Genomic DNA, 26,828 nt, shown 5'->3' with positions numbered 1-26,828 from the left:
CGGATTTGTGCGGATACGCGAAGTAAAGCCGCGGGAAGATATACATCTTTCAAGGTTTTACGACAAAGTAGCCCGTGCAAATCCGGTTAATCCGCAAGACAGAGGTTATATTTGCAAACTCCTGCGTCAAACCCCTTGGCCGGGATGCCAGCCCGACCTGCGGGCTTTTCCTTGGATTTCACAAATATAACCTCTGCCATTCAAATCAAATTAATAGGTCCTGAGCCTAGATCATCACCAACCACAGTGCAGGACAAATGTTTGTTTCACAAGCAGGCAGAGAACAGAAAAAGGCCCGGTGCGGGGGACACCGGGCCTGGAATTGCTGGTCAGCAGTTTGGGGGGAGCTGACCAGCAGGGGGGAGACGAAAATTAGGCGATGGTCGTGGTAACATCGACATTGCCGCGAATTGCGTTGGAATAGGGGCAAATGGTGTGCGCCGTTTCCACAAGCTTCTCGGCATCGGCCTTGTCGAGACCCGGCAGCGATACAGTGAGTTCAACCGCGATACCAAAGCCGCCTGCTTCGCGCGGACCGATGCCGACTTCAGCCGAAACCCCAACGTCATTTGGTACCTTGATCTTGGTCTGGCCGCTGGCTGCCTTCATGGCGCCGATAAAGCAGGCCGAGTAGCCCATGGCAAAAAGCTGTTCCGGGTTATGACCGTCACCGCCAGCACCGCCGAGTTCCTTTGGCGTGGACAGCTTGACATCAAGCGATCCATCGTCAGTCGAAGCGCGGCCATCGCGGCCACCGGTTGCAGAAGCGAGGGCGGTGTATTTGACATCAACAGACATGGTTTTCATCCTTTGTTTGAACATTGGTTCGGTTGGTGATTACCCGGCTGTTACGGACCAAGATCCTTCATATGTCGCCGGGGGCGGGCAGGTGCAACCGCACCTACCCGAAAGAGTGTTAAAGTTTGGGGACAATTCCCCTGTATTCGTCGTGTTATTCGCCGTGCAGGGCGGTATGGAGATACTGACCGGCCTGGGCAATTGCGCCTTTGGCAGCCGGGGTATCGGCAAGGGCATTGAGCATGACAAAGTCATGGATCGTGCCGTTGTAGCGTGTGACGGTGACATCAACGCCAGCCTGGCTCAGTTTGCGGGCATATGCTTCGCCTTCATCCCGCAGCACGTCGTTTTCCGCAGTAATCACAAGTGCCGGGGCCTGACCGGCAAGCTGATCGGCACTTGCATGGATTGGTGTGATTTTCGGGTCAGTACGATCAACGCCTTCAGGCAGGTACTGGTTCCAGAACCATTCCATCGCAGGCTCGGTCAACCACGGGCCGTTGGCAAATTCGGTATAGGATCCGTTGTCAAAATCGGCATCCGTCACCGGATAGAACAGAACCTGTGCGGTGATTTGCGGACCTTTGCGTTCCTGGGCCAGAAGCGAGACCACAGCGGTCATGTTGCCCCCGACACTGTCACCGGCAATTGCCAGACGGGTTGGATCGATATTGAGCTGTTCACCATGTTCAGCAACATATTTGGTAACAGCGTAATCCTGCTCAATCGCGATCGGATAGCGTGCCTCGGGGGAGCGTTCGTAATCCACAAACACCAGGGCGGCATTGGCACGAACGGCGAGTTCACGGACCAGACGATCATGGGTGCCGGTATCGCCCATCACCCAGCCTGCGCCATGGAAATACACGATCACAGGAAGGCGATCAGTATTGCCCGCCGGGCGGATGATACGGACCTTGGTGGCTCCCGTTGGGCCGACGCCAAAGACGGTATCCGTGATATCAACGGCCGGTTTGGCAACCTCGCCGGACTGTGCGCCAGCCAGAACGTTGCGGGCCTCAGCCGGGGTCAGGGTGTAGATGGCCGGGCCGCCGGACGCGGAAAGGACATCAATGAATTCCCTGGTGGTGTTTTCAAGAACCGGCTCTGCGAAGGCTGCGGTGCTGGTCAGGGAGGTCGACATTGCCAGTGCGCCAGTGAAGAGTGCGCCAGAGAAGACAGCAGCAGCAACTTTTGAATTGAATGGGTTCATGGGTCTGATCCTTTAAATGGGCCGTCCGTGATGTTTGACGGGCGGCGTTACGTTTTGTTGAATTATGTATCGCACACAATTAAATCGTGCACGATATAAAAATGAGAAACTCAGCCATGCAATAAAATCGCTTGTTATTTAATCGCGTGCGATTTAATGTACTTGGCTTCGAAAATTTCAGACCCAGGATGTTTTAGGAAGACGGACATCGTCGGCGGGTATGGAAGCCGCAGAATTCTGCGCAATGCGATGTCTTGTTGCCCTACATTAAAGGACCAGACCAATGGACAATTCATCCAAAGATGACCTGCTTCAGCTCGAAAAGTTTCTGTGCTTTTCGATCTATTCAGCCGGTCATGCCTTTAACCGGGTCTATAAGCCGCTTCTGGATAATCTGGGGCTAACCTATCCGCAATATCTGGTGATGGTGACCCTATGGCAGGAAGACAACCAGTCTGTACGGAGCATTGGCTCAAAGCTGTATCTTGAATCAAGTACGCTGACACCGTTGCTCAAACGTCTTGAAGCCAACGGGCTTGTCAGCCGCAAGCGCGATCCGGAGGACGAGCGATCCGTGCGCGTCAGCCTGACCGAGGCCGGAAAAAATCTGCGCAACAAGGCAGAAGAAGTTCCGCCCTGCATTCTTGACGCCACAGGACTTGATATCGAGACCGCCAAACGCCTGAACCGCGATTTGCGGACCATGCGCGATCAGATGGAGGCTGGCGGTCAGAAGATTTGATCGCTGTTATGTGGCCTGCTGTTTGCGATCCTGTTTTCGGTCCCGATGATAGGTCAGCGCCCAGCCAAGCGCGGTCTTGATCGCCGGTTCAGGCAGGGGCCGATCCAGCTGCAGGATAATGGCGCGATTGCCCTCGGTCGTCAGATCGGCCGAAAGCAGGCTGCGCGTGCGGTCAATCAGGTCGGTCTTGCAATCGAAAAAGATCATGACCTGATCGGGTGTTTTGGCTTTCCAGTCGGCACGAATGGTGATGCCCGATCCGGATTTGGGCCGCCAGGCCGGTTCGCCCCATTTCAGGCTTTCGGTGATCGGGCCAACCCCGTCAATTTCGCCCGCCAGTTCAAAGATCCAGCCCCGGATCGACATCAATGCCCGCCGGGCATGTGCCGGGCAGGCATTGAATTTTGCCGCAACATCCGGGCTTGCGAAATCCCCTGACCCCATCACATGCCCGCAGCGCTCAGATTGCCAAAGGACTGGATCAGAAGCCAGACACCGCAGATCGCAAGGGTGATGTGCTGCATGACCATGGCCGGGGCGATGATGCGTTTCGATCGGGTCAGGGTGCCAATGGCATGCAAAACCCGGCTTGCAATCAGAATGGCAGCCACCACCCAGATGATGGTCGATGTTGCCAGGATCGCCTCGATGGCAAGGATCAGCAGAATGCAAAGCGGGGCGTTTTCAACGAAATTGCCATGCGCGCGAATGCGCCGGCGCAGGGTATTATCATCGCCATCCCCGCTTAGCACATTAAGCTGGGCGCGCCGGATCGAAACCATCAGGCTGAGCACGGTCAGCATCAAAACAAAAACAGCGGTGATAAAGATGGTTATGGGCAGCGGCAGCATGTCAATATTCCCGGCTTGTGAAGGGTATTTTTAAAATTTCATGCGGTCATCCGTCGGACGGATTTTCGTTTGAAAGACCGCAGTTGAGTAATAGGCCAGCCAAGTCAATGGCTTGGCGCTGCAAAGAAGCACGATCTGCTTTAAGTTGACTGTAAGATATAATCTTGGGAAAGGGAAGCTGCGCGACGGCTTTCCGTTATCTTTAGAATTGTTGGGTTTTTCCGATTGTCGGCGCAAACACTTCTTCGGCGGGGACAGGTTTTCCGAAAAGGAATCCTTGCAGTTTGATGCCCGGCACGTCTCGCAGGAAGTCATATTGCGCCTTGGTTTCAACGCCTTCTGCGGTGACCGACAGGCCAAGCGCACCCGCCATTGCCAGCATTGCGTTGATCAGGGCCACGTCATCACTGTTGCCCGGTACTCCGCTTACAAAGGCACGGTCGATCTTGATGCGGCTGATCGGCAGGCTTTTGATCGACCGCAGGCATGAATAGCCGGTGCCGAAATCGTCAATCGCCAGTGAAACGCCCACTTCCCGCAGGTCGTGCAGGGTCTGGATCATGCTGACTTCGTCCTGGATCATGCTTTCGGTGACTTCGATTTCAAGATCTTCGGCCGGGAGGCCGGAAATCGCCAGTTCATGGGCGATGCTGTCGGCGAAACCGGGCTGTTGCATCTGGCGGACCGACACATTGACGGCCATGCGAAGTTTCTGGCCATATTCATCCTGCCAGCGACGGGCCTGATGGCACGCTTTGCGGATCACCCAGCTGCCAATTTCAAGGATAAGCCCGCTTTTCTCGGCAATCGGGATGATTTCATGTGGCCCGACAAGCCCGTGGACCGGGTGTTTCCAGCGCAGCAACGCTTCGACACCGACCATGTTACCGGTTTTACCATCAATCTGTGGCTGGTAATGCAGAACCAGTTCTTCGTTTTCAAGCCCGCGGCGCAATTCAAGGGAGCGCGTCATGTAATGGGCGGCATTGGCCGTCATTTCCGGCTCATAGAGGGCAAAGGTTCTGCGTCCGCGATCCTTGGCGGCATACATCGCGGTATCGGCAAGGCGGATCAGGTCGTGTGATGAGCGGCCATGCACCGGATAGAGTGAAATGCCCAAACTCGCCCCGATATTCATTTCGTGGCCACGGATATAGAACGGGCGTTGCAGTTCCTGAATGATCTTTTGCGCCAGATTGGCGGCGGCTGTTTCGTTGGGGATGTTTTCGCGAATGATCAGGAATTCATCACCGCCCAGCCGGGATATGGTGTCGGTGCGTTCGGTAATGCCCTTGATCCGGGTTGCGGCAATCAGAATGACCTGATCGCCGGCGGCATGGCCAAGTGTGTCATTGATCGTCTTGAAATCATCGATATCAAGAAACAGGCAGGCGACCATCATGCCGCTGGGTTCGCAACGTTCAATCGCGCGGTTCAGGCGGTCAGTTGCAAGCAGCCGGTTGGGCAGGCTGGTTAATCCGTCATATTGGGCAAGGTAATGCAATTCCTGTTCGGCCTGCCGGATTGCAGTCCGGTCAGAGACGATCATCACATAGTGGGTCAGTTCGTGTTCTTCGTTTTCGACGGCAATAACCTGCAGGGACAGCGATATCGGGCCACGACTGGCGTTGTGGGTATCAAGATCGCGATGCCATTGCCTGCGGGCACCCGGCCCGGAAAACAGTTCCTGAAAGAATTCGGCAGGATGTTCATTGGCAGAAAGGAAATAGGGCGGCTTTTGCAGCGTGTTTTCTTCGGTCTCGCCCGTGATCCGGTAATAGGCGTTGTTGGCGTTGGTAACATTGAGGTCCGGATCAAGAATAAGAATGCCGTCCTGGGTGGTTTCAAAAACCGTCATGGCTTCGCGCAGCTTGTCCTGGGTCAGGCGCTGATCGGTGATGTCCTGCATCATGCCGATGATGCGTTGTGACCCTTTGCGATCATCGCCAAAGGATTTTCCGCGGGCCCGCAGCCAGCGATAGTTCTGATCCTTGTCCAGACTGCGAAAGACAACGTCATAGAAATCGCCATGGGCAACCGCATAGGCAAACGCCTTGCGCACCATGTCACGGTCTTCTGTTGCAACCCGTTCAAGAAAGGCATCCCAGCTTTCCGTGACGATTTCGGCATTCTGATTAAGGTCGGCATTGCCAAGCCCGGTGGAGTGCATTTGCCGGGTCAGGACATCAATTTCCCAGCAACTCATCTGTGCCGCCGTCATGGCAAGAGACAGCCGGTGCTGGCTTTCCGACAGGGCCAGTTCGGCTGTGCGGCGTTCCAGCGCCATCTGGATCGTGGCATGCAGTTCACGGTCCGAAAACGGTTTGATCAGATAGCCATAGGGACGGGTTTTTTGCGCGCGCGCCAGTGTCGCGTCTTCGGAGTGGGCCGAAAGATAGATGACCGGGATCATCAGGTGCGGCGGGATGCCGGCCGCCGTTTCAATGCCGTCAATATCGCCTTCGATACGGATATCCATCAGAATGATGTCAGGCGGATCCTCATTGATGGCGGCAAGGGCGTCACTGCCACGGGTATGTGCGCTGGTGCGCTGGTAGCCCAGCTTTTCAAGCTGCTTGCGCAAATGAAGGGCGATAACACGTTCGTCCTCGACAATCATGACATGGACTGAATGTGGCATCCCGATCACTTCCCTATTTTGAAGTTGATGACAAAGGTGGTTTCGCCATTGGTCGTGATATCAAGCGTGCCACCAATCTGGTCGGCCAGCAGTTCAATCAGTTGCAGGCCAAGCCCGTCACTCGTGCCCGGGGTAAAGTCATCGGGCATGCCACGCCCGTTATCGGATACTCGCAAGGTCACAACATCTTCGTCATTCATCTGGGTCGATACCGTGATCTGACCTTTTGCGCCGTCGGGGAAACCGTGTTTCAGCGCATTGGTGATCAGTTCGTTGGCAATCAGTCCGCAGGGCACGGCCTGATCGATGGTGAGTTCGACATGGGCCAGATTGCTTTTGACCTGCACCCGGCTGATATCGACATTGAATGTCGCCAGAAGCGACGAAATAAGGCTTTCGCAGAAATCGGCGAAATTCACCTTGGCGATGTCTTCGCTTTGATACAGCGACTGGTGAATTTGCGCCATCGACCGGACGCGATTACAACTGTCGATCAGCGCTTCGCGTGCCTGTATGTCAATGACCGAGGATGTCTGCATATCGAGCAAACTATGAATGATCTGCAGATTGTTTTTCACCCGGTGATGGACTTCGGAAAGCAGGGTTTCCTTTTCACGAAGCGATCGTGCGATCTGTTCTTCGCGATGTTTGCGTTCGGAAATGTCGGAAATGGCGGCAAGGATCTGATGCTTTTCGCCATCAGAGATCGGGTTCAGGCCGATTTCAACCGGGAACTCGCTGCCATCCTTGCGCAAGGCATAAAGATCGCGGCCAGCCCCCATCGGGCGGGGATTTGGCCGCTCGGAATAGGATCGCCGCAAACGCGGGTGTCCGGTACGGAAACGTTCGGGGACCAGCATTTCAATCGGCTGGCCCAACAGTTCATCTCGCGCATAGCCGAAAATGATTTCGGTCTGGGCGTTCACCATTTCCATGGTGCCATCCGCACTGATCAGGATCATGGCATTTGGCGCGTATTCAACAACGCGTTCAAATCTTTGATCCGGACTTTTCGTCGGAAAGGCGTTTTCGGTGATGTGCCCACCGGTCTCTCCAAACGACATCAACACACTCCAATCATCGTGTTTTTTTCGTCGATCGGGTTTGCCTTCGCTTGCGGATGATCAATAGTATTAAATTAAACTGATAGTGTATCGCAGCATAAGCATATGGATTTGCAATGAAAGATCATCGCAAGTTAAGCGTGCTTCCCCTCTGTCGGATATTTGTCGGCAGGTGGTTAAAGTCAACTACACTTAGGTGTAGCTGCTAAGGTGGCTTTACAAGCAACCGCCTGCAGATAAATATCGGCGATTGGCCCGGTAATTCCGCGATTATTTGGCAGCCATGCGCAACAGGTGCTTGATCTTGGCCCGAAGTGGGGTATAGCTTCGCGCAAACATGCGATCAGCGTGATACGTATATTTCCCGAGAATTTAACGATCCAACTGACAAACAAGGTTTCAAAAATGACAGCCGATCTTCGAGATGCCGCACTTAACAGCAACGTCTGGGCTTTTCAGGAAGCCAGCAAGCTGGTCAAGCGGTATAAACAGAAGGCGCCTGAAAAGGGCTATGTCCTTTTTGAAACCGGTTATGGTCCGTCGGGTCTGCCGCATATCGGCACCTTTGGCGAAGTCGCGCGCACGACCTATGTCCGCCGTGCGTTTGAAACCATGTGCGATATCCCGACCAAGCTGTTCTGCTTCTCTGATGACATGGATGGCCTGCGCAAGGTGCCCGACAACATCCCGAACAAGGATATGGTTGCCCAGCATCTTGGCAAGGCGTTGACCAGCGTTCCGGATCCGTTTGGCACGCATGAAAGCTTTGCCCATCACAACAATGCCAAGCTGCGTGAATTCCTTGATGGTTTCGGGTTCGAGTATGAATTCAAATCATCGACCGAATGTTATCGTTCCGGCATGTTTGACGAGGCCCTTCTGCGTCTTCTGGAACGCTATGACGCGATCCAGAAAATCATGCTGCCGACCCTTGGTGAAGAACGCCGTGCGACCTATAGCCCGTTCATGCCAGTCGAGCCGGGCACCAACAAAGTCCTGATGGCCAAGGTGACCGAGCTTAAGCCCGAGAGCGGCAGCATTGTTTACGAACATCCGGAAACCGGTGATCTGGTCGAAACGCTGGTGACGGGTGGCAATTGCAAACTGCAATGGAAGCCGGATTGGGCGATGCGCTGGTATGCGCTGGGCGTTGATTATGAAATGGCCGGCAAAGACCTTATTCCGTCGGTCGAGCTTGGCAACAAGATCGTCAAGGCGCTTGGCGGCACCCCGCCGGAAGGCTTCAACTACGAGCTGTTCCTCGATGAGAACGCCCAGAAGATTTCCAAATCCAAGGGTAATGGTCTTTCGATGGAAGACTGGCTGAAATATGCGCCGGAAGACAGCCTGTCGCTGTTCATGTTCCAGAAGCCGAAAACCGCAAAGCGTCTGTATTTCGATGTCATCCCGAAAACCGTGGATGAGTACCTGACCTTTGCTGAAAAGCTTAAAACCGAAACCGATCCGGAAAAAATCCTGCAAAACCCGGCCTGGCACATTCATGCCGGGACCGCACCGGATCGCGAAATTCCGCTGTCGTTCGGCATTCTTCTGAACCTTGTTTCGGTCTGCAATACCGATGATCGCGACCTGCTTTGGAAGTTCATTTCGCGTTACGCCACCGGCGCAACCCCGGAAACCTCGCCGTATCTTGATAAGCTGGTCGGCTATGCGATCAACTATTACAGCGACTTCGTCAAACCGACCAAGTCCTACCGCGCCCCGACCGAGGCAGAAAAAGCAGCCCTTCAGGATCTGCGCGATACACTGGCGAAAATTGCACCGGGCACCGATCCGTCCGACATCCAGACCGAAGTTTTCACCGTGGGCAAAAACCACAATTACGAAAACCTGCGTGACTGGTTCAAGACGCTTTATGAAGTGCTGCTCGGTCAGGAACAGGGCCCGCGTATGGGTTCCTTCATCGCCCTTTACGGCCTTGATGAAAGTGTTGCCCTGATCGACCGTGCCTTGGCCGGCGAAGATCTGTCTGCTTAATTGCTTGTTGTTGGATTACAGATAAGGCAGCCATCCTAAAATCCTGTGCTGCCTTATCTTTATTTGAACGCGGTTTAGTATGTCTGTCTTTTAGGTAGTTTCAGGAATTCCTCTGTAAATTTCTCCAGTCGAGCGTTTCCCTTCAGTATCTCATTTAGTAACTCATCTCTCCTTAAGTAAAATTCGGCATTATTTATTGGCGAGTTGTGCGGGGCGATAACGAGATTATATGGAGTTAAATAGCGTATCCTTATCTCCGCCTGTCCTTCTAGCGCAACTGGTTTGCCGTCGATTACTGCCGCACCATCATCGAGCTCAGCTCTGGTGATATTCATTCCCTTAAACACAGCAAATTCTTCTCTAGCGTAACCGTTAAGCTTAGTGTCTTCTTCTATTTTATTTAGGGGGTATAGGCCGCTAGGAGATGATGGTTTTGTTTTAACATAAACAAAGCACTGATAGTAGTTGCGGGGGTTAACTGCTGCAATCTCATCGATTATTAGTTCTTCCTCATCAATGAGAACCGTAGTTGCGTCCAACACTTCGAATTTTTCTATGTGCAAGTCTCCTGAGCGCCACCACCAAAATGGTGTGCCGTCTTCAAACACTAGTGGCTCATGCAGCAGGAGTGCCAATCTCTGAACGGCATCTTCGTTCTGAAACCATTCAGTTCCTCGCACGCCTGGAAAAGCCTTTCCGAATCTCTGATGAAATAAGACAGTGCTATCTAAGCCGTTTAGTTTAGGTTTTGTAATGTCTGAGGCTTTAAAGGGGTTGCGGCCCAGCGCAGGTTTTGGCCTTAGAGGTACGCCGTACAGTTCGTGCAGGAGCTTTTTGAACGATTGTTCGAATTCGGTATCGTTTGAAAAGTCAATGTAGGTACGAGCAGCAAGGCCAATCGGTGCCTTTCGCTCTGTAGATACATTTCTAACCACAGGGATGAATTTTGTGGTTTCCTGATCATAAAGCAGTTCCTCTGTGAGTATAGTGTTCTCGTAGCCAACGCCACCACGACCATTGTTCGCTTTTTCGATGTAATTGTCAGTGCATACTACCAAAACTCTGTCTGAGTTACTCAGTCCGTGCGCCATAAATTTCGGAAGGTTTGCTCCTAAGTTGAGGTCCCATTGATCCAAAATCGTTTCAATACCGTTTTCAACTAATTTTGATGCAAGCTTATATACCCAGTCTGAATGTTCAGCGTCATCATGCGAATAAGATATGAAGACCTTTATGTTTTCTGCGCTCATTGCGGGGCTCGCTATTTTGATTTTGTCTAATTGATTACGCGTTAAATAAAACCGTTCCTATGCAGTATGAGTTCTTACACGCAAAATGCACGTTCGAATTGAGTTAATGTCAAATTGCTGATGTTCTAAGGGTAGCTAAATTGCTAGAGCTGCTTCCTCAAGGCTAAGTTGATGCTTCTTCACTGTTGGCGCTTCATGGGGCATATCGTTCAATAATTTACCGGTCTGATCGGCTATGGCGGTGCTTTGCGTCACCAGCAAGGAATTGAATGATATGGGATTTTGGCAGAAATCAATGATCGCGGTTGCATGTTCCAAACCGCTTCGCACCCTTGGCGAGGCCATTGGACGCAAGACCGGACTTGCCGCGCAGTTTGTCAGTGCGAACGATGGCATCGGCCATGTGTCGCGGGCAAATGCGCTGGCGGCACAAGGTATCCGGATTTCAAGCTTTTATCTTGGTGAATATGTCAAAGGTATCACCCAGGTCCGCGAAACGGTCGATCAGCTTGGCTTTGTGATGCCAAGCCTCGATATGTCTGGACTGGATGTGCATGTGTCGATTGATCCGTCGCAGCTGGGTTACATGCAGGGCGAGGCGATCCTGACCAAACATGTCGATGAGATCGCAAACAAGATCCGCGATATTGCAGCACAGGCAAACTCATCGCAGACCATCCGGCTTATGATCGACATGGAAGATTTCGACATGGTCGATGATACGCTGGCGCTGCATCATCGGTTGGCGACTGCCGGTGTGCCGGTTGCCCAAACCCTTCAGGCCCGTTTGCACCGGACGGAGTCTGATCTGAACGAGATGATTGTACGTGGGGCGATGGTGCGGCTGGTCAAGGGGGCAATGGCCCCACCGGCAAGCGTATCTTTTACCGACCGTGATCAGATTGACGCCAATTATCTGAAACTGGCCGGGATGATGTTGTCAGATGCCGCCAAGCAAAGCGGTTTTTTCCCGGTCTTTGGCAGTCACCATCGCGACTTGGTGCTCAAGATCGCGAAGCTTGCTGATGACAATGGCTGGGCGCGCGATCAGTTCGAGTTCGAGATGCTTTATGGCGTTAATCAGCCTTTGCAACGTGAACTGGTTGCGGCGGGATATCGCCTGCGGCTGTATGCGCCGTTTGGCAAGGACTGGTGGGCCTATGCCTGGCGCCGGGTGGGAGAGAACCCGCGCAACCTGTCGCTTTTGATGAAGTCGGGACTTCATCGATAACAAAAACGAATGAGGCCAGCATGAATGTGTGCTGGCCTCAAAGTTTCAAATCAGCTTGGTGGCAGGTAACGCCGCAGCGGATGATCTTCAAACGGTGCCAGAAGCACGTGGCGGGCACGCTGCCAACCCACACCAAACGCCATCACCAGTCCGCCAACGATGAAGCAGACCAGAACAATGGTCATGGACGGATCAATCGCCGCCCCCTCGAACCCGGATTGCAGCAGATAACCGACATAGATCAGGCCACTGATGATCGGCGACCGGCGATCCAGGATCAGGGACAGCACCATGGCAATGATGATCACCGGTATCATTGCAAGGGCGGCGGCCTCAAACGTGGCGGCAATCGAATGGATGGTCAGCGGCGCGCCAAAGACATAAAGCCAGAACGCACATTCTGCCCAACCATTGATCCGTTTGGGATCGCGGCTGTCGATAAAGATCGCAAGGGCCAGCAACAAGATGCCCGTCGCCGTGATCAGATAGGGGATATAGGGTTCTGCCGCCGGGCCGAATGTCGCCATCAAAGCAGACCAGAAAACGCCAACGAGGCCAGCAGCAATCAGCGCAAAGGATACCGGCAGGCGATAGCGCAGGAAGAAGCCCAGCTGGAAGGCAAAGCCGATGATGGCGACAAACACCAGCACATTCATCGACCGCTGCCCGAAATCAATCACCGTATCAAGATCGGACAACTGCCCGGCAGGCCCGGCAAGCGACATGTAAATCGCCACCGCATAGATCATCAATGTCGCGCCAAGGGCGGCCATAATCGCGATGGAGGGCAGGGATGCCTTGAGCTTGCCGGCGATATATTCCGCCAGCGCGACATAGGCGATCATGGCAAGCGGTGGCGCGATCCAAAACGCCGGGCCATTGGCAAGCAGGCCCCACAGAACGAACCAGCCGATGGTCAGTGCGCATATGCCAAGGGCGATGAAGATGTCATTCATGCCGCGAAACAGCGTGAATTTCTCGGTTTCAGGCGACTCTTGTGCTTGTTCGGCAAGGTAGCCTTCGAGCCGTGCAAAGGCCTCTTCGCTGAGCACGCCGGCCGATACCGCATTTCGGATATCGGCAAGGGTGAAATGATTGTTTTTCACGGTGGCTCCGGAGTGTGTTGTTGCTCTTGTGCCGTTTTGGCGTGTGTCCGATGGATCAGTGATACACGCCCTGTGCAATGCTTTCAAATTTCTTGGTATGCCTAAAGGCGGACTAAGGCATCGAAAGGGCACCTAAACTACGCAGTTAACAGGAAGATAATATTTGACATATAAGTTAGTGAACTGACTTATATTTTTGAGGTATCCATGGCCACCAAGCTGAGTTCCGAGCAAAAGCGTCAAAAGCTTGCCCGTGCGGCGATGAATGTGATCTGGCGCGATGGCTATCACGCTGCCACCATTCAGGCAGTCGCGACCGAGGCCGGATTACCTGCCGGTGGCGTGTTTTACCGCTTTCCCAAGAAACATGACCTTGCCCTGGCGGCACTCGAAACCATGGAAGGGGAGTTTGTCCCGCTTCTGGAAAGTCTTTCTTCATCGCGTTCGGTGGCGGACCGATTGGCAAAGTTCTTTGATTATCTTGATGCCATGACGCCGCGTCGGGTCAGTCACGGCTGCCCGTTGGCAAGACTGATGCTTGATATGCCTGGCGATGATGATTTCACCCCGTCGCGCAAAACCGGGCAGGCGGTATTTGACGCCCTGATCAACTGGGTTGCCGGTCAGCTTGAAGAAGGTGGGGTAGATCGCAAAACAGCCGCAAAGACCGGGCGTCAGATCATCATGCGCTGGCAGGGCGCGATTATTCTTGCCCATAGCATGGGGGACCGGGCCATCCTTGATGATGAAATCAATGAATTGCGCGCACTGGCCAAAGATTTGACTGGCTAAACCCCGGTTGTTTTTCCCCAAAAAGTTGATTGCCATTATTTACGCATTTTCTGATGATGCATTAGGGGTTTGGCGCATTCACCCGATGCGTGTCGCAGTTGGTCCGGCAAACATTTCAAACCAAAGGACACGGGCAATGACGAACATGAAACTTGTGCTGGTGGCGATGATGGCAACGGTCTTGGCGGCCTGTGCCACAGGTCCGCGCATCTATACCGATGCCGATCCGGCGGCCGATTTTGGACAGTATCAGACATTCGCCTTTGTCGAAGGGGCCGGCAAGAATGCCGAGGCGCAATATCAGACCTTGTCTGGCCAGCGGATCGAGGATGCGATCAACACCGCAATGGTGTCGCGCGGATATCAGCTTGATATCCATAACCCGGATCTTTTGATCAATTTCCATCTGAAGACCGAGGAAAAGACCCGGTCGTCCCCGCCGGTCTATATGGGCGGCTATTATGGCTATCGCAGCGGCATGTATGTCGGCTGGCCGGGCTATGTCGAACCGGGCTATGTCGATAGCTATACCGAAGGCACGCTAAGCATTGATCTTGTCGACCGCCAGACCCGCCAAATGGTCTGGGAAGGTACAGCTGTTTCGCGGGTGACCAGTTCGCTGCGCGAAGCCCCCAATGAAACGGTGCGGGCGGCGGTGGCGTCGATCTTTGCGCAATATCCGTATGTGGCGGGCAATAGCGCGCCCCGAGCCTTGGCGCAGTAAGAACGAGGGCCTTGACGCAGTAAGAAGGCGTTCTGACGGAACAAAAAACGGCCCGGATATCCGGGCCGTTTGGCTGTCGAGCATCTGCTAAATGCTGACTGCGCTCAGTCTTCGCTGGCGGCGACAAAGGCGGTGTAAAGGTCCTGCGCACGCCGTGTGATCGGGCCGGGCTGCAGGTTGCGGTCGTCCAGTTTGACGCAAGGGGCGACCTTGTAATAGTTGCCGGTGCCAAAGATTTCGTCGGCCGCTTCGAGTTCTTCGTATTTGCAGGTCTTTTCCACGACATCAACGCCATCTTCACGCAGAAGCTTGATCACGCGCTGGCGGGTCAGGCCATTCAGAAACGTGCCATTGATCGCCGGGGTAAATACCGTGCCATCCTTGGCAAAGAACAGGTTGGCATAGGAAAACTCGGCAACATTGCCAATCGGATCAAGCATCACGCCGGTGTCAAAGCCCGAACTGGTGGCCTCGGTCACCGCGCGGCCGACATTGGGATACAGGCAGGATGCCTTGGCCTCGGTCGGCGCACTTTCCGGTGACGGGCGGCGGAAGCTTGATTTGCGGGCACTAAAGCCGGTCTGGATGGCTTCTGGCATTTCACTGACAGAAATGCACAGCACGAACTGCGCACTTTCGGGCGTGGGCGCGATAAAGCCTTCGCCGCCAAACACCAGCGGTTTGATGTAAAGGGCCAGTTCCGGGTCGAACTTTTGAACGCCTTCCTTGACCAGTGCGACGATTTCCTCGGTGGTGATCGTCGGTTTGAGGCCCATCAGCTCGGCCGAGCGGATCACACGCGCACAATGCGGATAAAGGTCCGGCATCTTGCCGTTCATGCGGCGTGCACCATCAAACACGGTCGAGGCCATCCAGAAACCATGGGTTTGAGGCCCCATGATGTTGGGGTTGCCTTCGTGCCATTGGCCCTGATACCAGGTCCAGTTTGTGACAGTGCTATCGGTGGCGGCGTGACCCATTTTTGTACTCCTGTGGGGCGGTTCATTAGCGCTGCCTAGCATAGGATTTTTGCAAGCAAATGGTCAAAGAAAACATCACCGCTATAGTGCCTTTGAAATGTCATGAAACCTTGCAAGCAGTTATGCGATAGGTTTTTCTATAGACAGTTGATTTTGAGACGCTTTCCGCTTTGAAAGGAAGACAAGATGGGTGATGACGTCAAACTTGATCTCGACGCGCGGTTCGAACATGCCCGCGACGTCATCCGCACTGCCGGAAAGCGCGCGATGGAGTATTTCGACGGCAGTGCCGGCGATCTTGAGGTCGAGGCCAAGGAAAACCCGCTCGATATGGTCAGTATCGCCGACAAGAATGTCGAGGCGATCATTCGTGATCAGATCGCCGACACCTTTCCCGAGGACGGCTTCCTGGGCGAGGAAATGGGCATCGAGAAGGGCGACAATGATTGCCTGTGGGTGATTGACCCGATTGATGGCACGGCGTGCTTTGTCAATCAGATGCCAAGCTGGTGCATTTCCATCGCCCTTGTCGTCAAGGGGAAGATCGAGATCGCCCTGATCTATCAGCCATGTGGCAAGGAGTTGTTCAGTGCCCGTCGCGGTCAGGGTGCGCTTGCCAATGGCGAGCCGATCAAGGCGAGTGGAGCCAAAACCGTCGGTGATGGCGTGATGGGGCTTGGCATGTCCCATCGCACGACAAGTGACGCGATTATGCCCTTTATCAAGGACTTGCTGGATCGCAAGGGCATCTTTATGCGGAACGGATCGGGCGCACTTTCAATGGCCTATGCCGCGGCCGGGCGGATGATCGGCTATTACGAACCGCATATCAATCCGTGGGATTGTCTGGCCGGGATCCTGTTGATGCAGGAAGCCGGCGGTTGGGCCAATGATTATCTCGGTGCCCCCAATGCGCTTGAAAATGGCGCACCGATCCTGACTGCGGGTCCCAATGTCGCTGAAGAACTTAAATCCATGACCGGTATCACCCGTTAGGCTGCCCGCGCATCAGGTTGCTGGCGTGTCATTTCGCGCCAGACGAGCGTCAAATTTGCGGTGAATAAGGCGGGCCAGTTCAGCGTCAATCATCGCGATATCAAGCGGCTTGGTGCAATAGGCATCAAAGCCGGTCTCGTGAAAGTTTTCGAGATTGTCGTTTGATATGTCCGCGGTCAGGGCAAGCACCGGAATGGTCGCCTTGACTGGATCGTCAAAAGCGCGGATACGCCGGGTGGCCTCGATACCATCAAGAACCGGCATGTGAAGATCCATCAGAACCGCATCGAAATCGGCCCCGGCAAGAATATCAAGCGCGATCTGCCCATCAGCAGCCGTGGTAATCGTATGACCCTGCGCTTCCAGAAGCTTCTGGGCCAGGATACGGTTGATTTCGATGTCCTCGACCAAAAGCAGGTTCCATGCGCCCGGATCAGCTGCCTCGGCCTTTTCAGACCCGTCGTCGCCCGGGTTTGCGGTTTGTCCTTCCTGCCGGGCAACGTCGGTTTCGCAGCTGCGTGGCAGTGTCAGGTCAAACCAGAAACGGCTGCCTTTGCCTTCCTGGCTTTCGACCTGCACCCGGCCGCCCATCGCCTGAACCATGCGTTGACAAATGGTCAGGCCAAGTCCGGTGCCGCCATAACGGCGGGTCGTGGTGGTATCGGCCTGCGTGAAGGCATCAAAGATGGCTTCGAGCTTGTTTTGCGCAATGCCGATACCCTCATCGCGCACCGAAATGCGGAATGAAACGGCGTCTTCGGTGATGTCGAGTGCCTGCACCACAACCAGAACCTTGCCCTGTTTGGTAAACTTGATGGCGTTGGAAACAAGGTTGGTCAGCACCTGTTTGAGGCGTACAGGGTCGCCGGTGACATAGCGCGGCAGTTTCGGATCGATATCAAGTTCAAGCGTGCTTTCCTGCGCGCGTGCCGGGACCAGCATCATCGAAACAACTTCTTCGCAGATGTGATGAAGGTCAAACGGGTTTTCTTCCAGCACAAGCTTGCCAGCTTCGATCTTTGAGATATCAAGAATATCGCCAATCAGCGACAAGACGTGGCGACCGGCCCCGCGAATGGTCGACAGGTAACTGCGCAGTGTTTCGGTATTGGCATCTTTGTCCAGACTGTCACTGGCAAGCTGGGCATAGCCCAAGATGGATGTCATCGGGGAGCGGAACTCGTGACTCATATGGGCGATGAATTCCGATTTGGCCCGATCAGCCTGCTGGGCCCGGTTCATGGCGTTTTCGGCAGATGCGCGGGCGTCTTCAAGTTCGCGGGTCCGGGTCTCGACCAGATTGACGATGTATTTTTCGGTGCGGTTAAGTGATCGCAGATAGATCAAAAGCAGAATGCTGACCGTGCTGCCAAACACAAAGATCGCCCATGGCTGCCAATAAAGCAGCGTGCCAAAGCCGCGTTCCGAGGGATGCAGGACAATCGTCCAGTCGCGATAGCCAAACGTGAAATTCGAAACATTCGGGTTGAACGGCTTTTCCAGTTCCTCTCGAATGTGTTCTATCGCATAGTTGGCTAACCGATTGGAATAGATCAGTTTTTTTTCAGACTCGGATTTCAGGTCGGCAAGATGGATTTCAAAATCCAGCGGAATGCGCGCCACCCGTGCCGCCCGGCTGATCATGTCGGTCAGGCGCAACACCCCGATGGCAACGCCCAGTGGCGGTCCGGTGCGGTCCCGACGATTTTCAACCGCCAGAAACGCAAGCGAGGTCACGACCGCCGAATTCGCCTGCACCAGTTCGAGCGGCTCGGTCAGGGTGACATTGCCGGTCTGAAGGGCGGTTTCGAGCGCGCGTCGGCGCGAAGGTTCGCTCATCATGTCAAAGCCGATGACTTTCTCATTCCCTGACCGCGGGAAGACAAAGAAGACCGGATAATAGGTATCCTGTTCGCTTGACGTTTGCAGTTCGCCATCGACAAGGGCGCGGATGGAGAAATTGGTCACCCCGCGCAGCTCGGCATTTTCTTCAATCAGGCCGCGGGCCCGGCGTTCAACGTGCGGCGCCCATTCAAGGGCGGCAACACCGGGCCGACGGTTGACCCATGGGGCAATCATCGCATCAAAGGTATTGGCCGAAATGCTGCCATGCACGTCAAACAGGGTCCGGACGGCGATCAGCGCATCGGTGGCCCCGCCAAGTTCTTCGCGAAGGGACGCTTCAAACGCCAGGCGATACTGATCCGTTGATGATCGGTCGGCGGCAACAAGCTGGGTATAGGTGTACCAGGATGCCAGCCCCGAGACGCCAAACCCGATCACGCCGATGATGATCGACAGCGTCCGGCGCAAGCGATGGACATCTTCGGATTGCCGTCCATCAAGGGTTCGCGTCGTGATCGCGGCAATCCGTTCCATGCCCGCAGCCAGAAACAAGGTGCCGACCGAAATGGCAATGACATAGCCATAAAGGTTGCGAAGGCCTGTATTCAGCCCCACACCGACAAAGGTTTTATTGCCAAGGGCGGCAAAGACGATGATGTCGGCAACGATGACGGCGTTGATCAGAACCGCGCCCAGCAGCCCATAGCGCACCGCCCCCCAGATCACCAGCGGTACGGAGACAAAGATAAACAGATATTCGGGCTTTGAGATCAGCGGCGTTGTCTGAACGGCGGAGGCCAGAACGACAGCCGCGATGACGATGAAGGCAAGCTCGCCATAGTGTTGGAGCGAACGCGATACCGGCTGCCGGTTCATCAGGCGCAAGGTCAGTGGTCCGACCACAATCGCACCAACCAGATCGCCCAGGAACCAGCCCTGCCAGATTTCGCCGAACTGATCAAAGTTGCCGATAACAATCATGCTGAGTGTGGTGCTGCCCAAAAGGGCTGCGATGGCAGGGCTACATACCGCGCCCAATGCAAGGAAAACCAGCATGCTGCGGAATTGCGCCAGTGGGTAATTCCCGGCAAGGCGCGTGATCAAAAGGGCGGGCAACACGGCGGCAAGCGTATTGCCCGCCGCAATCATAAGGGCCGCAGGCACCGACGGCGACGTCGCCAGATTAACCAGAAGGGCACCGATGAACACTGCCGGGAAATACCGCCAGCCCCAAAACACCATCGCGGCAATGGCGATGCCCGATGGCGGCCAGACAAGGGTGACACTTGTGCCAAAGAACGGAAGTTGCAGTCCGGCATAGCCCGTTGCGAAATAGGCAAGGATAACCACCAGAGAACGCACAATGTGATGGCGTTGCAGCGTCAAACGATTGTTCCCCTTCCCCTCTGGCATCAGCCGGTTCTTTTGCTAAGACCAAATGTAATGTGTCGCAGGGCGGATTTGAATAGATCAATCATCGAATGTGCGCGAAAGGCCAAAGGCTTACTCGAATGCTTATTGGCTGCACCACAGAATACGGGCGACCCAGTCGATTTCCTCTGCCGGAATAAAGCGGTCTTCGAAATCGGGGTTAAGGGATTTTAACTCCACACCAAGCGCGCCGCGCCGGACCAGTTCCTTGGCCATGACTTCGCCCTCATGGGTTTTGACAACCACGCGGTCTTTGGGGCGGATGTTTGACGCCGGGCTGACAATAATCAGGTCACCATCGCGAAACACCGGCGCCATGGACTCCCCTGATATCCGCAATCCATAGGCGGTTGGATCGTGCAGGGCAGGAAAGGTAATGTCTTCCCATGATCCGCCAACCGGATATCCGGCATCATCAAAAAAGCCGCGATTGCCGGCTTGCGCAAAGCCGATCACAGGGATACGTCCGGCGCCATTGCCATCCACCAGTTCGGAAAATTCCCGGAAACTGACATCGGTGACGGAAAGCACCTTTGAAATGCTTTCGGTCGACGGCCAACGCGCCTTGCCCTGCGCGGTCGTGCGCTTGGACCGGTTGAACGTGGTCGGGTCAAGTTGTGCCAGGCGGGCCAGTCCCGAAGGGGTCAAACCGTGATCTTCGGCGATTTGATCGAGGGCGGCCCATATTTGTTGATGTCTGATCATGCCGCATTCTAGCAGCAGGCAAGATCAGAAAGAAGGAATTAATTCCTTCATTGAGGCTGGAATCGGCATGAGACAACAATCCTGCAGGGTTCAGGCGCCGAAAGTCCTGCAAACCGGGCCGTTCTGATCACCGTGGGCAAAACAAAAAGTATACCGCATTTCCATCGACCTTGATTGAAGCTTTACCCTGCCATTTCAGGGCCTTGATGACCAAGAGGCAGGGGCTTTGATCGGATTGAAGGCATGTTCCTCATCTTTGGAATAGGAAATTAATCCTTTACAAGGAGAACAAAAAGGGATTATAGCTTGCATATCAACACCGGAATTGCATCTGGAAATAAGTCGGGCCTTTTGAGGTTCGGCTGAAAAGGCGGCGAGAACCGTCGATATGCGCGGGCGGAACACCGCCCTTGGGGACATCACAAACCATTCATCAAATCAACGTGCATCGCAAGATGCGCGAACGGGAAAGTTTTATCTTTTTCAAAGGTTTGATGCGGTGAAGGTTGGTTGCAGGTCCGGTGGAATGAACAGGTTTTATCCAGCAGGAGGGCGACGTGACCGAACAACGACTTTTTCCCAAACCGCATTCTGCGCGCGACATCACCCCTTTTTCCAGTGCGAGGCAGGCGTGGTTCTGGTTCGTGCGCTGTCAAACCGCACGGATCGAGGGTGCTCGTGTGGTGGCCGACGCGGGCGAGGTGGTGCGACCCTGCGACCCTGATGATGTCTATAACGCGGTGATGCGCCTTAAAAAGGCGGGCATTCTGGGGGATCGACATTTGCAGGTGCTGGAATATTTTGGGCTGGTTGAACGCGAACCCGAATCCCGCGATCCGCGCGAAAGGGACAAGGGCGATTTATGGCAACAGGCCCTTGATGCGCTTGAAAATGTGCTGGTGACGCGCGGCATCGTCAAACGCGGGGAAGACGAAAGTTTCCATCACGAAGATGTCGCTGTTGAACTGGGTGGGGACCTGTCGCCATGCGGGATGTAACCAACGTTGTCACACAAGTTAAAACCGCTGAAACAGCACAGGAATCCGCTAGTCCATGGCTGAATCACTGGGCCGATCAATCTGCATCGGGGCGCGAGGTTTCAGTGCTTGTCGTCTTTGCCGATGCGCCGGAAAAGCGATTGTTGCGGGTTCTCAAACTGGGATTTCGCCATTGCTTTGTGCTGGTGTCTGGTGTCCGGGCAGGGGAGTGGATCTGCCTTGATCCGCAAAGCCATCGGGTGCGCTGTGAAAGCTGGTGCTATTCGCCGATCTTTGATCCGGCGGCCTATTATCGTGGCCTTGGCTATCACTGCATCTGGGCGCGGTATCCGGCCTCGATTGCGCGCAAGGTCCGCTTCGGCCCGATGAGTTGTGTGGAGCTGATCAAACGTCTTTTGGGCATTTCGGCCTTCTGGATCATCACCCCCTGGCAACTCTATCGCCACCTGCAACAGAGGTCTGAAAACCCCGATCAGATCAGTGAAGTGTTTTTTTCTGAAAAATGTTCTTGATTTGTTCTTTTTAATGTGACATAAGAGACAAATCAACGCCACAAATGCGCCCGCAGGGTTCCGACCCTTGCGGGCGTTTTTGCGTTTGGGGGGATCGGGAGGGAAAAGCGATGGGCAGTTTGTTTTCGACACCAAAACCGGCGGCGCAACATGCGCCGCTTCCAACTTCAACAGCTACCACAACCGAAGAAGACACCGGTGCCGAAGACGCCGCACGATCTGCCCGGACCGAGGCGCTTGAACGCCGCCGTTATGGCCGGGCCAGCCTGATCGGGACAAGTTATCGCGGGCTTTTGACGGACCGCATCGCCAAGGCGGGCGGTGGCAAGAACCTTTTGGGGGAATAGGCATGGCGAAATCGCAAAAGGCAGTGACTGAGGATAGGGCAACCGATGGTTCCGACATCACCCAGTTGCGCGCCCGTTTTCAAAAGGCGATGGAACGCCGGCGCAACTGGATTGCCCATTGGCAGGATTGCTATGAATTCGCCCTGCCACAGCGCAATGCGGCAGCCAGCAACCAGACCAATGGTGGCAAGCGCCTTGATCGGGTGTTTGACGCCACTGCATCGGACGCGGTCGAACAGCTTGCCGCCAGCCTGATGGCCGAAATCACCCCGCCCGGTGGCGGCTGGTTTGAGTTGGAACCCGGCGGCAATGTCGCCAACGCGGATCGACAGGCATTGACCGAGCAACTTGGCCGGGCCGTTCGGATTTTGCAGGGGCATTTTGATCGATCCAATTTTGCGGTCGAAATGCATCAGGCGTTTCTGGACCTGGTGACGGCCGGAACTGCGTGCTTGCGGCTGGAAAAGGCCGATTTGCACAGCCCGTCTGCTTTGCGCTTTACGGCCGTTCCCTTGCGTGATCTGGCATTTGAAGAACGATCGGATGGCAAGATGGATGCGGTCTTTCGCAAACTGGCACTCACCCGCGCGGAAATCCTTGCAACCTGGCCGGGGGCAAAGGGCTTGGCCGATGATGACGGCGATGACAAGGACGCGCCGAAACGCTTCACCGTGATCGAGGCCGTGCTTCCGGCAACCGACCGCAAAACCGGCTATGAGCTGTGTGTGTTTCGCGAAGACGGCGATGCCAATACCAATGATCTGATCTATCGCGACCGGTTTGATGTGTCGCCCTATATCGCCTTTCGCTGGATGAAAGCACCTGGTGAGATTTATGGCAGGTCCCCGGTGATGAAGGCACTGCCCGATATCAAGACCGCCAACAAGGTGGTGGAGCTGGTGCTTAAAAACGCCTCGATTGCCGTCACCGGCATCTGGCAGGCTGATGATGATGGCGTTCTCAACCCGGCAACCATCCGGCTTGTACCGGGCAGCATCATCCCCAAGGCCGTGGGGTCAGCGGGGCTCAAACCGCTTGAGGCCCCCGGTCGGTTTGATGTCTCTGATCTTGTGCTGTCCGATCTGCGTGATCGCATTCGGCGCTGCTTGCTGGCTGATCGTTTGGGCCAAACTGATCAACCCGGCATGACCGCGACCGAGGTGCTTGAACGCGCATCCGAGAACGCCCGACTTCTGGGCGCAACCTATGGCCGGTTGCAGGCGGAATTGCTTTATCCGCTGATTAGGCGGGCACTTTATATCCTGACCCAAACAGGCGAACTTCCCGACATCCCGCTGGACGGCGATGTTGTGGTGCTGCGTCATGCGGCCCCGCTCGCACAACTGCCAAAACGCGTACAGGCGGGCCAGGCGCTTGATTGGCTGTCGCGGATTGCCGCCCTCGGCCCGGAAGCCTTGGCAGAGGTCGATCTGCCCGTGATGGTCCGCTGGCTTGCCGATCAGTTTGGTGTGCCGGATCATCTTTTGCGGCCAAGCCTGCCGCCTGAAATCGCGGAGGCGGTGTGATGGTTGATACCGGATGGGACTGGTTCGAGGCGGAAAACGAAGCCCTGACCGAGGACGGCACTGATCACTGGCAGGCCTGTTTTGACAGCGACGCCGGGGCAAAGGTGCTGGCCGATCTTGAACGCCATTTCCTGCAAACGGCCCTTGGCCCGGATGCGAGCGATAAAGCGATCTGGATGCGCGAAGGGAAGCGCGCGCTGGTCCTGCAGATTAAGCGGCTGGCAGAGCGTTCAGCAGCAGATTGATCCCCGCCTTCGCGGGGATGACGTTCGTTCCTTGCACCTGTTCTGTCCACCGTCATCCCCGCGAAGGCGAGGATCCCGAGCCACATCTACCAATCCCAAGTTTGACGCCAATGAGCGGAGCATTCGCATGACAACCGAACCCGACCTTCTCGCACCGGAAACAGAAACGCCGGAAGCACCGGAAGCTCCAGAAACACCCGAGCGGACTGATATCGAAACGCCGGCGCCCGAACCCGAACTTGATGCCGCAGCCCTCGCCGATCTGGTGCCCGAAACACCGGACGCCTACGCAATCACGCTTGCTGAGGGCATGGAAGATATCGATGCCGATCTGAACCAGCGCCTGCATGCGGCAGGCTTCAGCAACGCACAGGCTCAGCTGGTTTATGATCTGGCGGGGGAGGTTCTTTCACCGCTTCTGGGTGATCTTGATCAGGCGGCACAGCGCGCGACCGACCGTGCGGCACTCGCCGCCGAGTTTGGCGGGGCGGGGGAGACAGGTCTTCGCTCCGAAATCCGGCGCAAGATGAATGATCCGCGCTATTGGCGGGATCGCGATCCAACGCTGGTCGCCGAGGTGCAGGCGGACTTTGCCCGGCTTTCCGGCGGATAGCCTAGAACAGCTTGTCGGCACGGTCGATGACCGCGTTGACATAGTCCGGGATCGGGGTCAGCGGCAAAAGGAAATAGCCCGCAATCCCCAGCCCGATCAGGCTGAACACAAGCAAAACCGACTTCTTCACGGCAGATACTCTTTTTCTTTGTTTTCTTGTTTGTCTTGGACCGGACCGCGCAGAAAAGCCCGTCGGGTGCAACAGGTCGGGGCAAATCAAGCGCGTGTCCTACGGAACCTCGATGGATGAGGTTTCCTGTAACAGCGCTCTTAAAACACCAAACCTTGGCCGGAAAATGACCGGTTTTGGGGCAATTGTGGCACCGGCCTTTTTGGGCAGCGCAATTGAACCCCGGCGGCTGCCTGCAATCACGACAAAACCATATCTGAAACAAGGGGATAAAAGGCGATGACAACCACGATTGATCAAAGCTTCATCGACCATTTTCAGGCCGATGTGCATCAGGCCTATCAACGCATGGGATCAAAACTGCGCAATACGGTGCGGGTCAAAAACGCCATCAAGGGCGCGACCACGGTTTTCCAGAAAGTCGGCAAGGGCACGGCCACCACCAAGGCCCGCCATGGCAAGGTGCCGGTGATGAATGTCGATCACGAGGCGGTCCGCTGCGACCTGCGTGATTACTATGCCGGCGACTGGGTTGACGCGCTTGACGAACTCAAGATCAACCATGACGAAAAAATGGTTCTTGCCAATGCCGGGGCCTATGCGCTGGGCCGCAAGACCGACGAGCTGATCATCAATGCGCTGGTTGGGACCGATGATGTCGTGCCCGATAATACAGAGGGCATGACGCTTGATAAGGTGATGATGGCGTTCGAAGGTCTTGGCGATCGCGATGTGCCCGATGACGGGCAGCGTTATGCGATTGTCGGCTGGAAACAGTGGTCGGAACTGCTCCTGATCGATGAGTTTTCACGATCTGATTATATCGGTGATGAAGACCTTCCGTGGAAGGGAACCCAGGCCAAACGCTGGCTCGGAACCCTCTGGATGCCTCATTCCGGCCTTCCGGTCGCAAGCGGCATTCGATCCTGCTTCTGGTATCACCGAACCGCCATTGGCCATGCCATCGGCTCGGACGTTCAGTCCGACATCACCTGGCATGGCGATCACGCTGCGCACTTTGTGAATAACTCCATGAGCCAGGGTGCCACGCTGATTGATGGCGATGGTGTCACCTGCATCAAGGCGCAGGAATAACTCCCACACCCGATTTTTCCCGAACCAAGGAGCCCAAAATGGCAGAAGGTTTCAAAGCCAGAAACCTCAGTGTTCTGGCATACGCCAACGGCTTTACGCTGTGGCACTACATCACCCCGGACGTCGCAGCCGACGTCGACACCGCCGATTACTTCCTTGAGGCCCGTGACATGCTGCGCGTCGGCGATTTCATCATCGCCAACACCAACCGCGACGCAACCATGTCCGGCGGCCTGTTCGTTGTCGCAAGTGCCGGTGCAAACGGCGTTGATGTCCGCGATATGACGGCAATCGGCACCTCAAACACCGACTGATTGCACACCCCCGATCCACCCTTTTCATCCTCCCTCAACCTCGCCCCGGTGACATGTGTTGCCGGGGTTTCTTTTGACCAGAACAAGGATTGCCCATGTGTAACTGCAACAAGATTACCATCTGCACCGAATTTGACGCCGCCCAGATCGCCGGCCTTCAGGTGCCGATTGCTTCCATCCATGCCTTTGCCACCCAGACCGTGCCGGACGGCTATCTGATCTGTGATGGTTCGGTTGTTTCCCGCGCAGAGTATGCCGACCTGTTTGCTGCACTGGGCACTGTTTGGGGCGAGGGTGATGGCAGCACGACCTTCAATATCCCCGATTTGCGCGGCGAGTTCCTGCGCGGCTTTGATGCTGGCCGTGGTGTCGATGAGGGGCGTGTGTTTGCATCTGAACAGAATGATGAGTTTAAAAGCCATACACACGGTTTTACCGAAACCAAGTCTGCTTTGTCAGGGTCGAGGGAGTACCCAGTCTACAGTTCGCAAGTTGTTGAGCCGAACGCTGTAGAGGAAGCTGTTACTCACACTGGTGGGGATGAAACCCGCCCGCGTAACGTGGCCGTGACTTACGCGATCAAGGCAATCCACCCTGCGAGCAACTGAGTAAGACCCGCAACCAATCCACATCTTTTCAAACGCCCTGGCAGCATCCGCTGCCGGGGTTTCTTTTTCTCAA

The 26,828-nt window shown here is 55.1% G+C and carries 27 protein-coding genes; 15 read left to right on the top strand and 12 right to left on the bottom strand.

The window, feature by feature from the left end:
- Positions 1-372: 372 nt before the first annotated feature.
- Both TH2_RS09685 and TH2_RS09680 read right to left on the bottom strand, forming a co-directional pair.
- Positions 373-798, bottom strand: coding sequence for an organic hydroperoxide resistance protein (locus tag TH2_RS09685; protein WP_008890243.1), 426 nt, complete (start codon positions 796-798; stop codon positions 373-375).
- Between the two features lie 154 nt (positions 799-952).
- Positions 953-2,011 (bottom strand): alpha/beta hydrolase, encoded by a 1,059-nt coding sequence (locus TH2_RS09680; protein ID WP_008890242.1) that lies wholly within the window; start codon positions 2,009-2,011, stop codon positions 953-955.
- 283 nt (positions 2,012-2,294) lie between these two features.
- On the opposite strand from TH2_RS09680, the gene TH2_RS09675 reads away from it, so the two are divergent.
- Positions 2,295-2,753, top strand: coding sequence for a MarR family winged helix-turn-helix transcriptional regulator (locus tag TH2_RS09675; protein ID WP_008890241.1), 459 nt, complete (start codon positions 2,295-2,297; stop codon positions 2,751-2,753).
- A 6-nt stretch (positions 2,754-2,759) separates the two neighbouring features.
- Here TH2_RS09675 and TH2_RS09670 read toward each other — a convergent pair whose 3' ends face one another.
- The 4 genes from TH2_RS09670 to TH2_RS09655 form a co-directional block, all read right to left on the bottom strand.
- Entirely contained in the window at positions 2,760-3,197 is a 438-nt protein-coding gene (locus tag TH2_RS09670; RefSeq protein WP_008890240.1) for a DUF1801 domain-containing protein, read from the bottom strand.
- Entirely contained in the window at positions 3,197-3,604 is a 408-nt protein-coding gene (locus TH2_RS09665) for an MAPEG family protein (protein ID WP_008890239.1), read from the bottom strand. The genes TH2_RS09670 and TH2_RS09665 overlap by 1 nt, the downstream gene beginning before the upstream one ends.
- 202 nt (positions 3,605-3,806) lie before the next feature.
- The gene (locus TH2_RS09660) at positions 3,807-6,245 is read right to left on the bottom strand and encodes a two-component system response regulator (RefSeq protein ID WP_008890238.1); all 2,439 of its coding nucleotides are present in this window, start codon (positions 6,243-6,245) and stop codon (positions 3,807-3,809) included.
- Positions 6,246-6,250: 5 nt separating this feature from the next.
- Entirely contained in the window at positions 6,251-7,309 is a 1,059-nt protein-coding gene (locus TH2_RS09655) for a sensor histidine kinase (RefSeq protein ID WP_008890237.1), read from the bottom strand.
- A 405-nt stretch (positions 7,310-7,714) separates the two neighbouring features.
- Here TH2_RS09655 and TH2_RS09650 point away from each other — a divergent pair, with 405 nt between their 5' ends.
- On the top strand, positions 7,715-9,307 hold the full coding sequence (locus TH2_RS09650; protein WP_008890236.1) for a lysine--tRNA ligase: 1,593 nt from the start codon (positions 7,715-7,717) through the stop codon (positions 9,305-9,307).
- 74 nt (positions 9,308-9,381) lie between these two features.
- On the opposite strand, the gene TH2_RS09645 is transcribed toward TH2_RS09650, so the two are convergent.
- Complete coding sequence (locus tag TH2_RS09645; protein WP_008890235.1) at positions 9,382-10,557, bottom strand: toll/interleukin-1 receptor domain-containing protein; 1,176 nt, start codon at positions 10,555-10,557, stop codon at positions 9,382-9,384.
- 274 nt (positions 10,558-10,831) lie between these two features.
- Between TH2_RS09645 and TH2_RS09640 the strand changes: the two genes are divergently transcribed.
- Positions 10,832-11,788 carry a proline dehydrogenase family protein gene (locus TH2_RS09640; protein WP_008890234.1) on the top strand — a complete coding sequence of 319 codons (957 nt, stop codon included), beginning with the start codon at positions 10,832-10,834 and terminating at the stop codon, positions 11,786-11,788.
- Positions 11,789-11,838: 50 nt separating this feature from the next.
- Here TH2_RS09640 and TH2_RS09635 read toward each other — a convergent pair whose 3' ends face one another.
- A complete protein-coding gene (locus TH2_RS09635) occupies positions 11,839-12,894 on the bottom strand; it encodes a hypothetical protein (RefSeq protein WP_008890233.1) in 1,056 nt (351 codons plus the stop codon).
- Between the two features lie 207 nt (positions 12,895-13,101).
- Between TH2_RS09635 and TH2_RS09630 the strand changes: the two genes are divergently transcribed.
- Positions 13,102-13,686 carry a TetR/AcrR family transcriptional regulator gene (locus TH2_RS09630; RefSeq protein ID WP_008890232.1) on the top strand — a complete coding sequence of 195 codons (585 nt, stop codon included), beginning with the start codon at positions 13,102-13,104 and terminating at the stop codon, positions 13,684-13,686.
- 136 nt (positions 13,687-13,822) lie between these two features.
- Positions 13,823-14,410: a DUF4136 domain-containing protein gene (locus TH2_RS09625; protein WP_040823457.1), complete on the top strand. Its 588-nt coding sequence runs from the start codon at positions 13,823-13,825 to the stop codon at positions 14,408-14,410.
- A 104-nt stretch (positions 14,411-14,514) separates the two neighbouring features.
- On the opposite strand, the gene TH2_RS09620 is transcribed toward TH2_RS09625, so the two are convergent.
- Entirely contained in the window at positions 14,515-15,390 is an 876-nt protein-coding gene (locus TH2_RS09620; RefSeq protein WP_008890230.1) for a branched-chain amino acid aminotransferase, read from the bottom strand.
- A 186-nt stretch (positions 15,391-15,576) separates the two neighbouring features.
- On the opposite strand from TH2_RS09620, the gene TH2_RS09615 reads away from it, so the two are divergent.
- Positions 15,577-16,386, top strand: coding sequence for an inositol monophosphatase family protein (locus tag TH2_RS09615; protein WP_008890229.1), 810 nt, complete (start codon positions 15,577-15,579; stop codon positions 16,384-16,386).
- Between the two features lie 12 nt (positions 16,387-16,398).
- Here TH2_RS09615 and TH2_RS09610 read toward each other — a convergent pair whose 3' ends face one another.
- Positions 16,399-19,644 (bottom strand): CHASE domain-containing protein, encoded by a 3,246-nt coding sequence (locus TH2_RS09610; RefSeq protein WP_008890228.1) that lies wholly within the window; start codon positions 19,642-19,644, stop codon positions 16,399-16,401.
- A gap of 102 nt (positions 19,645-19,746) precedes the next feature.
- On the bottom strand, positions 19,747-20,367 hold the full coding sequence (locus TH2_RS09605; RefSeq protein ID WP_008890227.1) for a S24 family peptidase: 621 nt from the start codon (positions 20,365-20,367) through the stop codon (positions 19,747-19,749).
- Positions 20,368-20,924: 557 nt separating this feature from the next.
- Between TH2_RS09605 and TH2_RS09600 the strand changes: the two genes are divergently transcribed.
- The 6 genes from TH2_RS09600 (at position 20,925) to TH2_RS20540 (ending at position 24,608) form a co-directional block, all read left to right on the top strand.
- Positions 20,925-21,365: a hypothetical protein gene (locus TH2_RS09600; protein WP_008890226.1), complete on the top strand. Its 441-nt coding sequence runs from the start codon at positions 20,925-20,927 to the stop codon at positions 21,363-21,365.
- Positions 21,353-21,877, top strand: coding sequence for a hypothetical protein (locus TH2_RS09595; protein ID WP_008890225.1), 525 nt, complete (start codon positions 21,353-21,355; stop codon positions 21,875-21,877). The genes TH2_RS09600 and TH2_RS09595 overlap by 13 nt, the downstream gene beginning before the upstream one ends.
- A 110-nt stretch (positions 21,878-21,987) precedes the next feature.
- The gene (locus tag TH2_RS09590; protein WP_008890224.1) at positions 21,988-22,224 is read left to right on the top strand and encodes a hypothetical protein; all 237 of its coding nucleotides are present in this window, start codon (positions 21,988-21,990) and stop codon (positions 22,222-22,224) included.
- Positions 22,225-22,226: 2 nt separating this feature from the next.
- A complete protein-coding gene (locus TH2_RS09585; protein WP_008890223.1) occupies positions 22,227-23,750 on the top strand; it encodes a portal protein in 1,524 nt (507 codons plus the stop codon).
- Positions 23,750-23,995 (top strand): Bbp19 family protein, encoded by a 246-nt coding sequence (locus TH2_RS09580; protein WP_008890222.1) that lies wholly within the window; start codon positions 23,750-23,752, stop codon positions 23,993-23,995. The genes TH2_RS09585 and TH2_RS09580 overlap by 1 nt, the downstream gene beginning before the upstream one ends.
- A 127-nt stretch (positions 23,996-24,122) precedes the next feature.
- Complete coding sequence (locus tag TH2_RS20540) at positions 24,123-24,608, top strand: hypothetical protein (protein WP_008890221.1); 486 nt, start codon at positions 24,123-24,125, stop codon at positions 24,606-24,608.
- A gap of 1 nt (position 24,609) precedes the next feature.
- Here the strand turns inward: TH2_RS20540 and TH2_RS21870 are convergent, their stop codons facing one another.
- Positions 24,610-24,738 carry a hypothetical protein gene (locus tag TH2_RS21870; RefSeq protein WP_255356183.1) on the bottom strand — a complete coding sequence of 43 codons (129 nt, stop codon included), beginning with the start codon at positions 24,736-24,738 and terminating at the stop codon, positions 24,610-24,612.
- Between the two features lie 279 nt (positions 24,739-25,017).
- Here TH2_RS21870 and TH2_RS09570 point away from each other — a divergent pair, with 279 nt between their 5' ends.
- The 3 genes from TH2_RS09570 to TH2_RS09560 all read left to right on the top strand — a co-directional run bounded on the left by TH2_RS09570 (position 25,018) and on the right by TH2_RS09560 (position 26,755).
- The gene (locus TH2_RS09570) at positions 25,018-25,833 is read left to right on the top strand and encodes a phage capsid protein (protein ID WP_008890220.1); all 816 of its coding nucleotides are present in this window, start codon (positions 25,018-25,020) and stop codon (positions 25,831-25,833) included.
- Positions 25,834-25,871: 38 nt separating this feature from the next.
- Positions 25,872-26,147, top strand: a complete 276-nt coding sequence (locus TH2_RS09565; protein ID WP_008890219.1) for a hypothetical protein — start codon at positions 25,872-25,874, stop codon at positions 26,145-26,147.
- Between the two features lie 95 nt (positions 26,148-26,242).
- The gene (locus tag TH2_RS09560; RefSeq protein WP_008890218.1) at positions 26,243-26,755 is read left to right on the top strand and encodes a tail fiber protein; all 513 of its coding nucleotides are present in this window, start codon (positions 26,243-26,245) and stop codon (positions 26,753-26,755) included.
- The last annotated feature ends 73 nt before the right edge of the window (positions 26,756-26,828 follow it).

The organism is Thalassospira profundimaris WP0211, from assembly GCF_000300275.1.
Lineage (GTDB): Bacteria > Pseudomonadota > Alphaproteobacteria > Rhodospirillales > Thalassospiraceae > Thalassospira > Thalassospira profundimaris.
The sequence above is the reverse complement of the archived record's forward strand: the minus strand, read 5'-3'. Positions and strand labels throughout refer to the sequence as shown.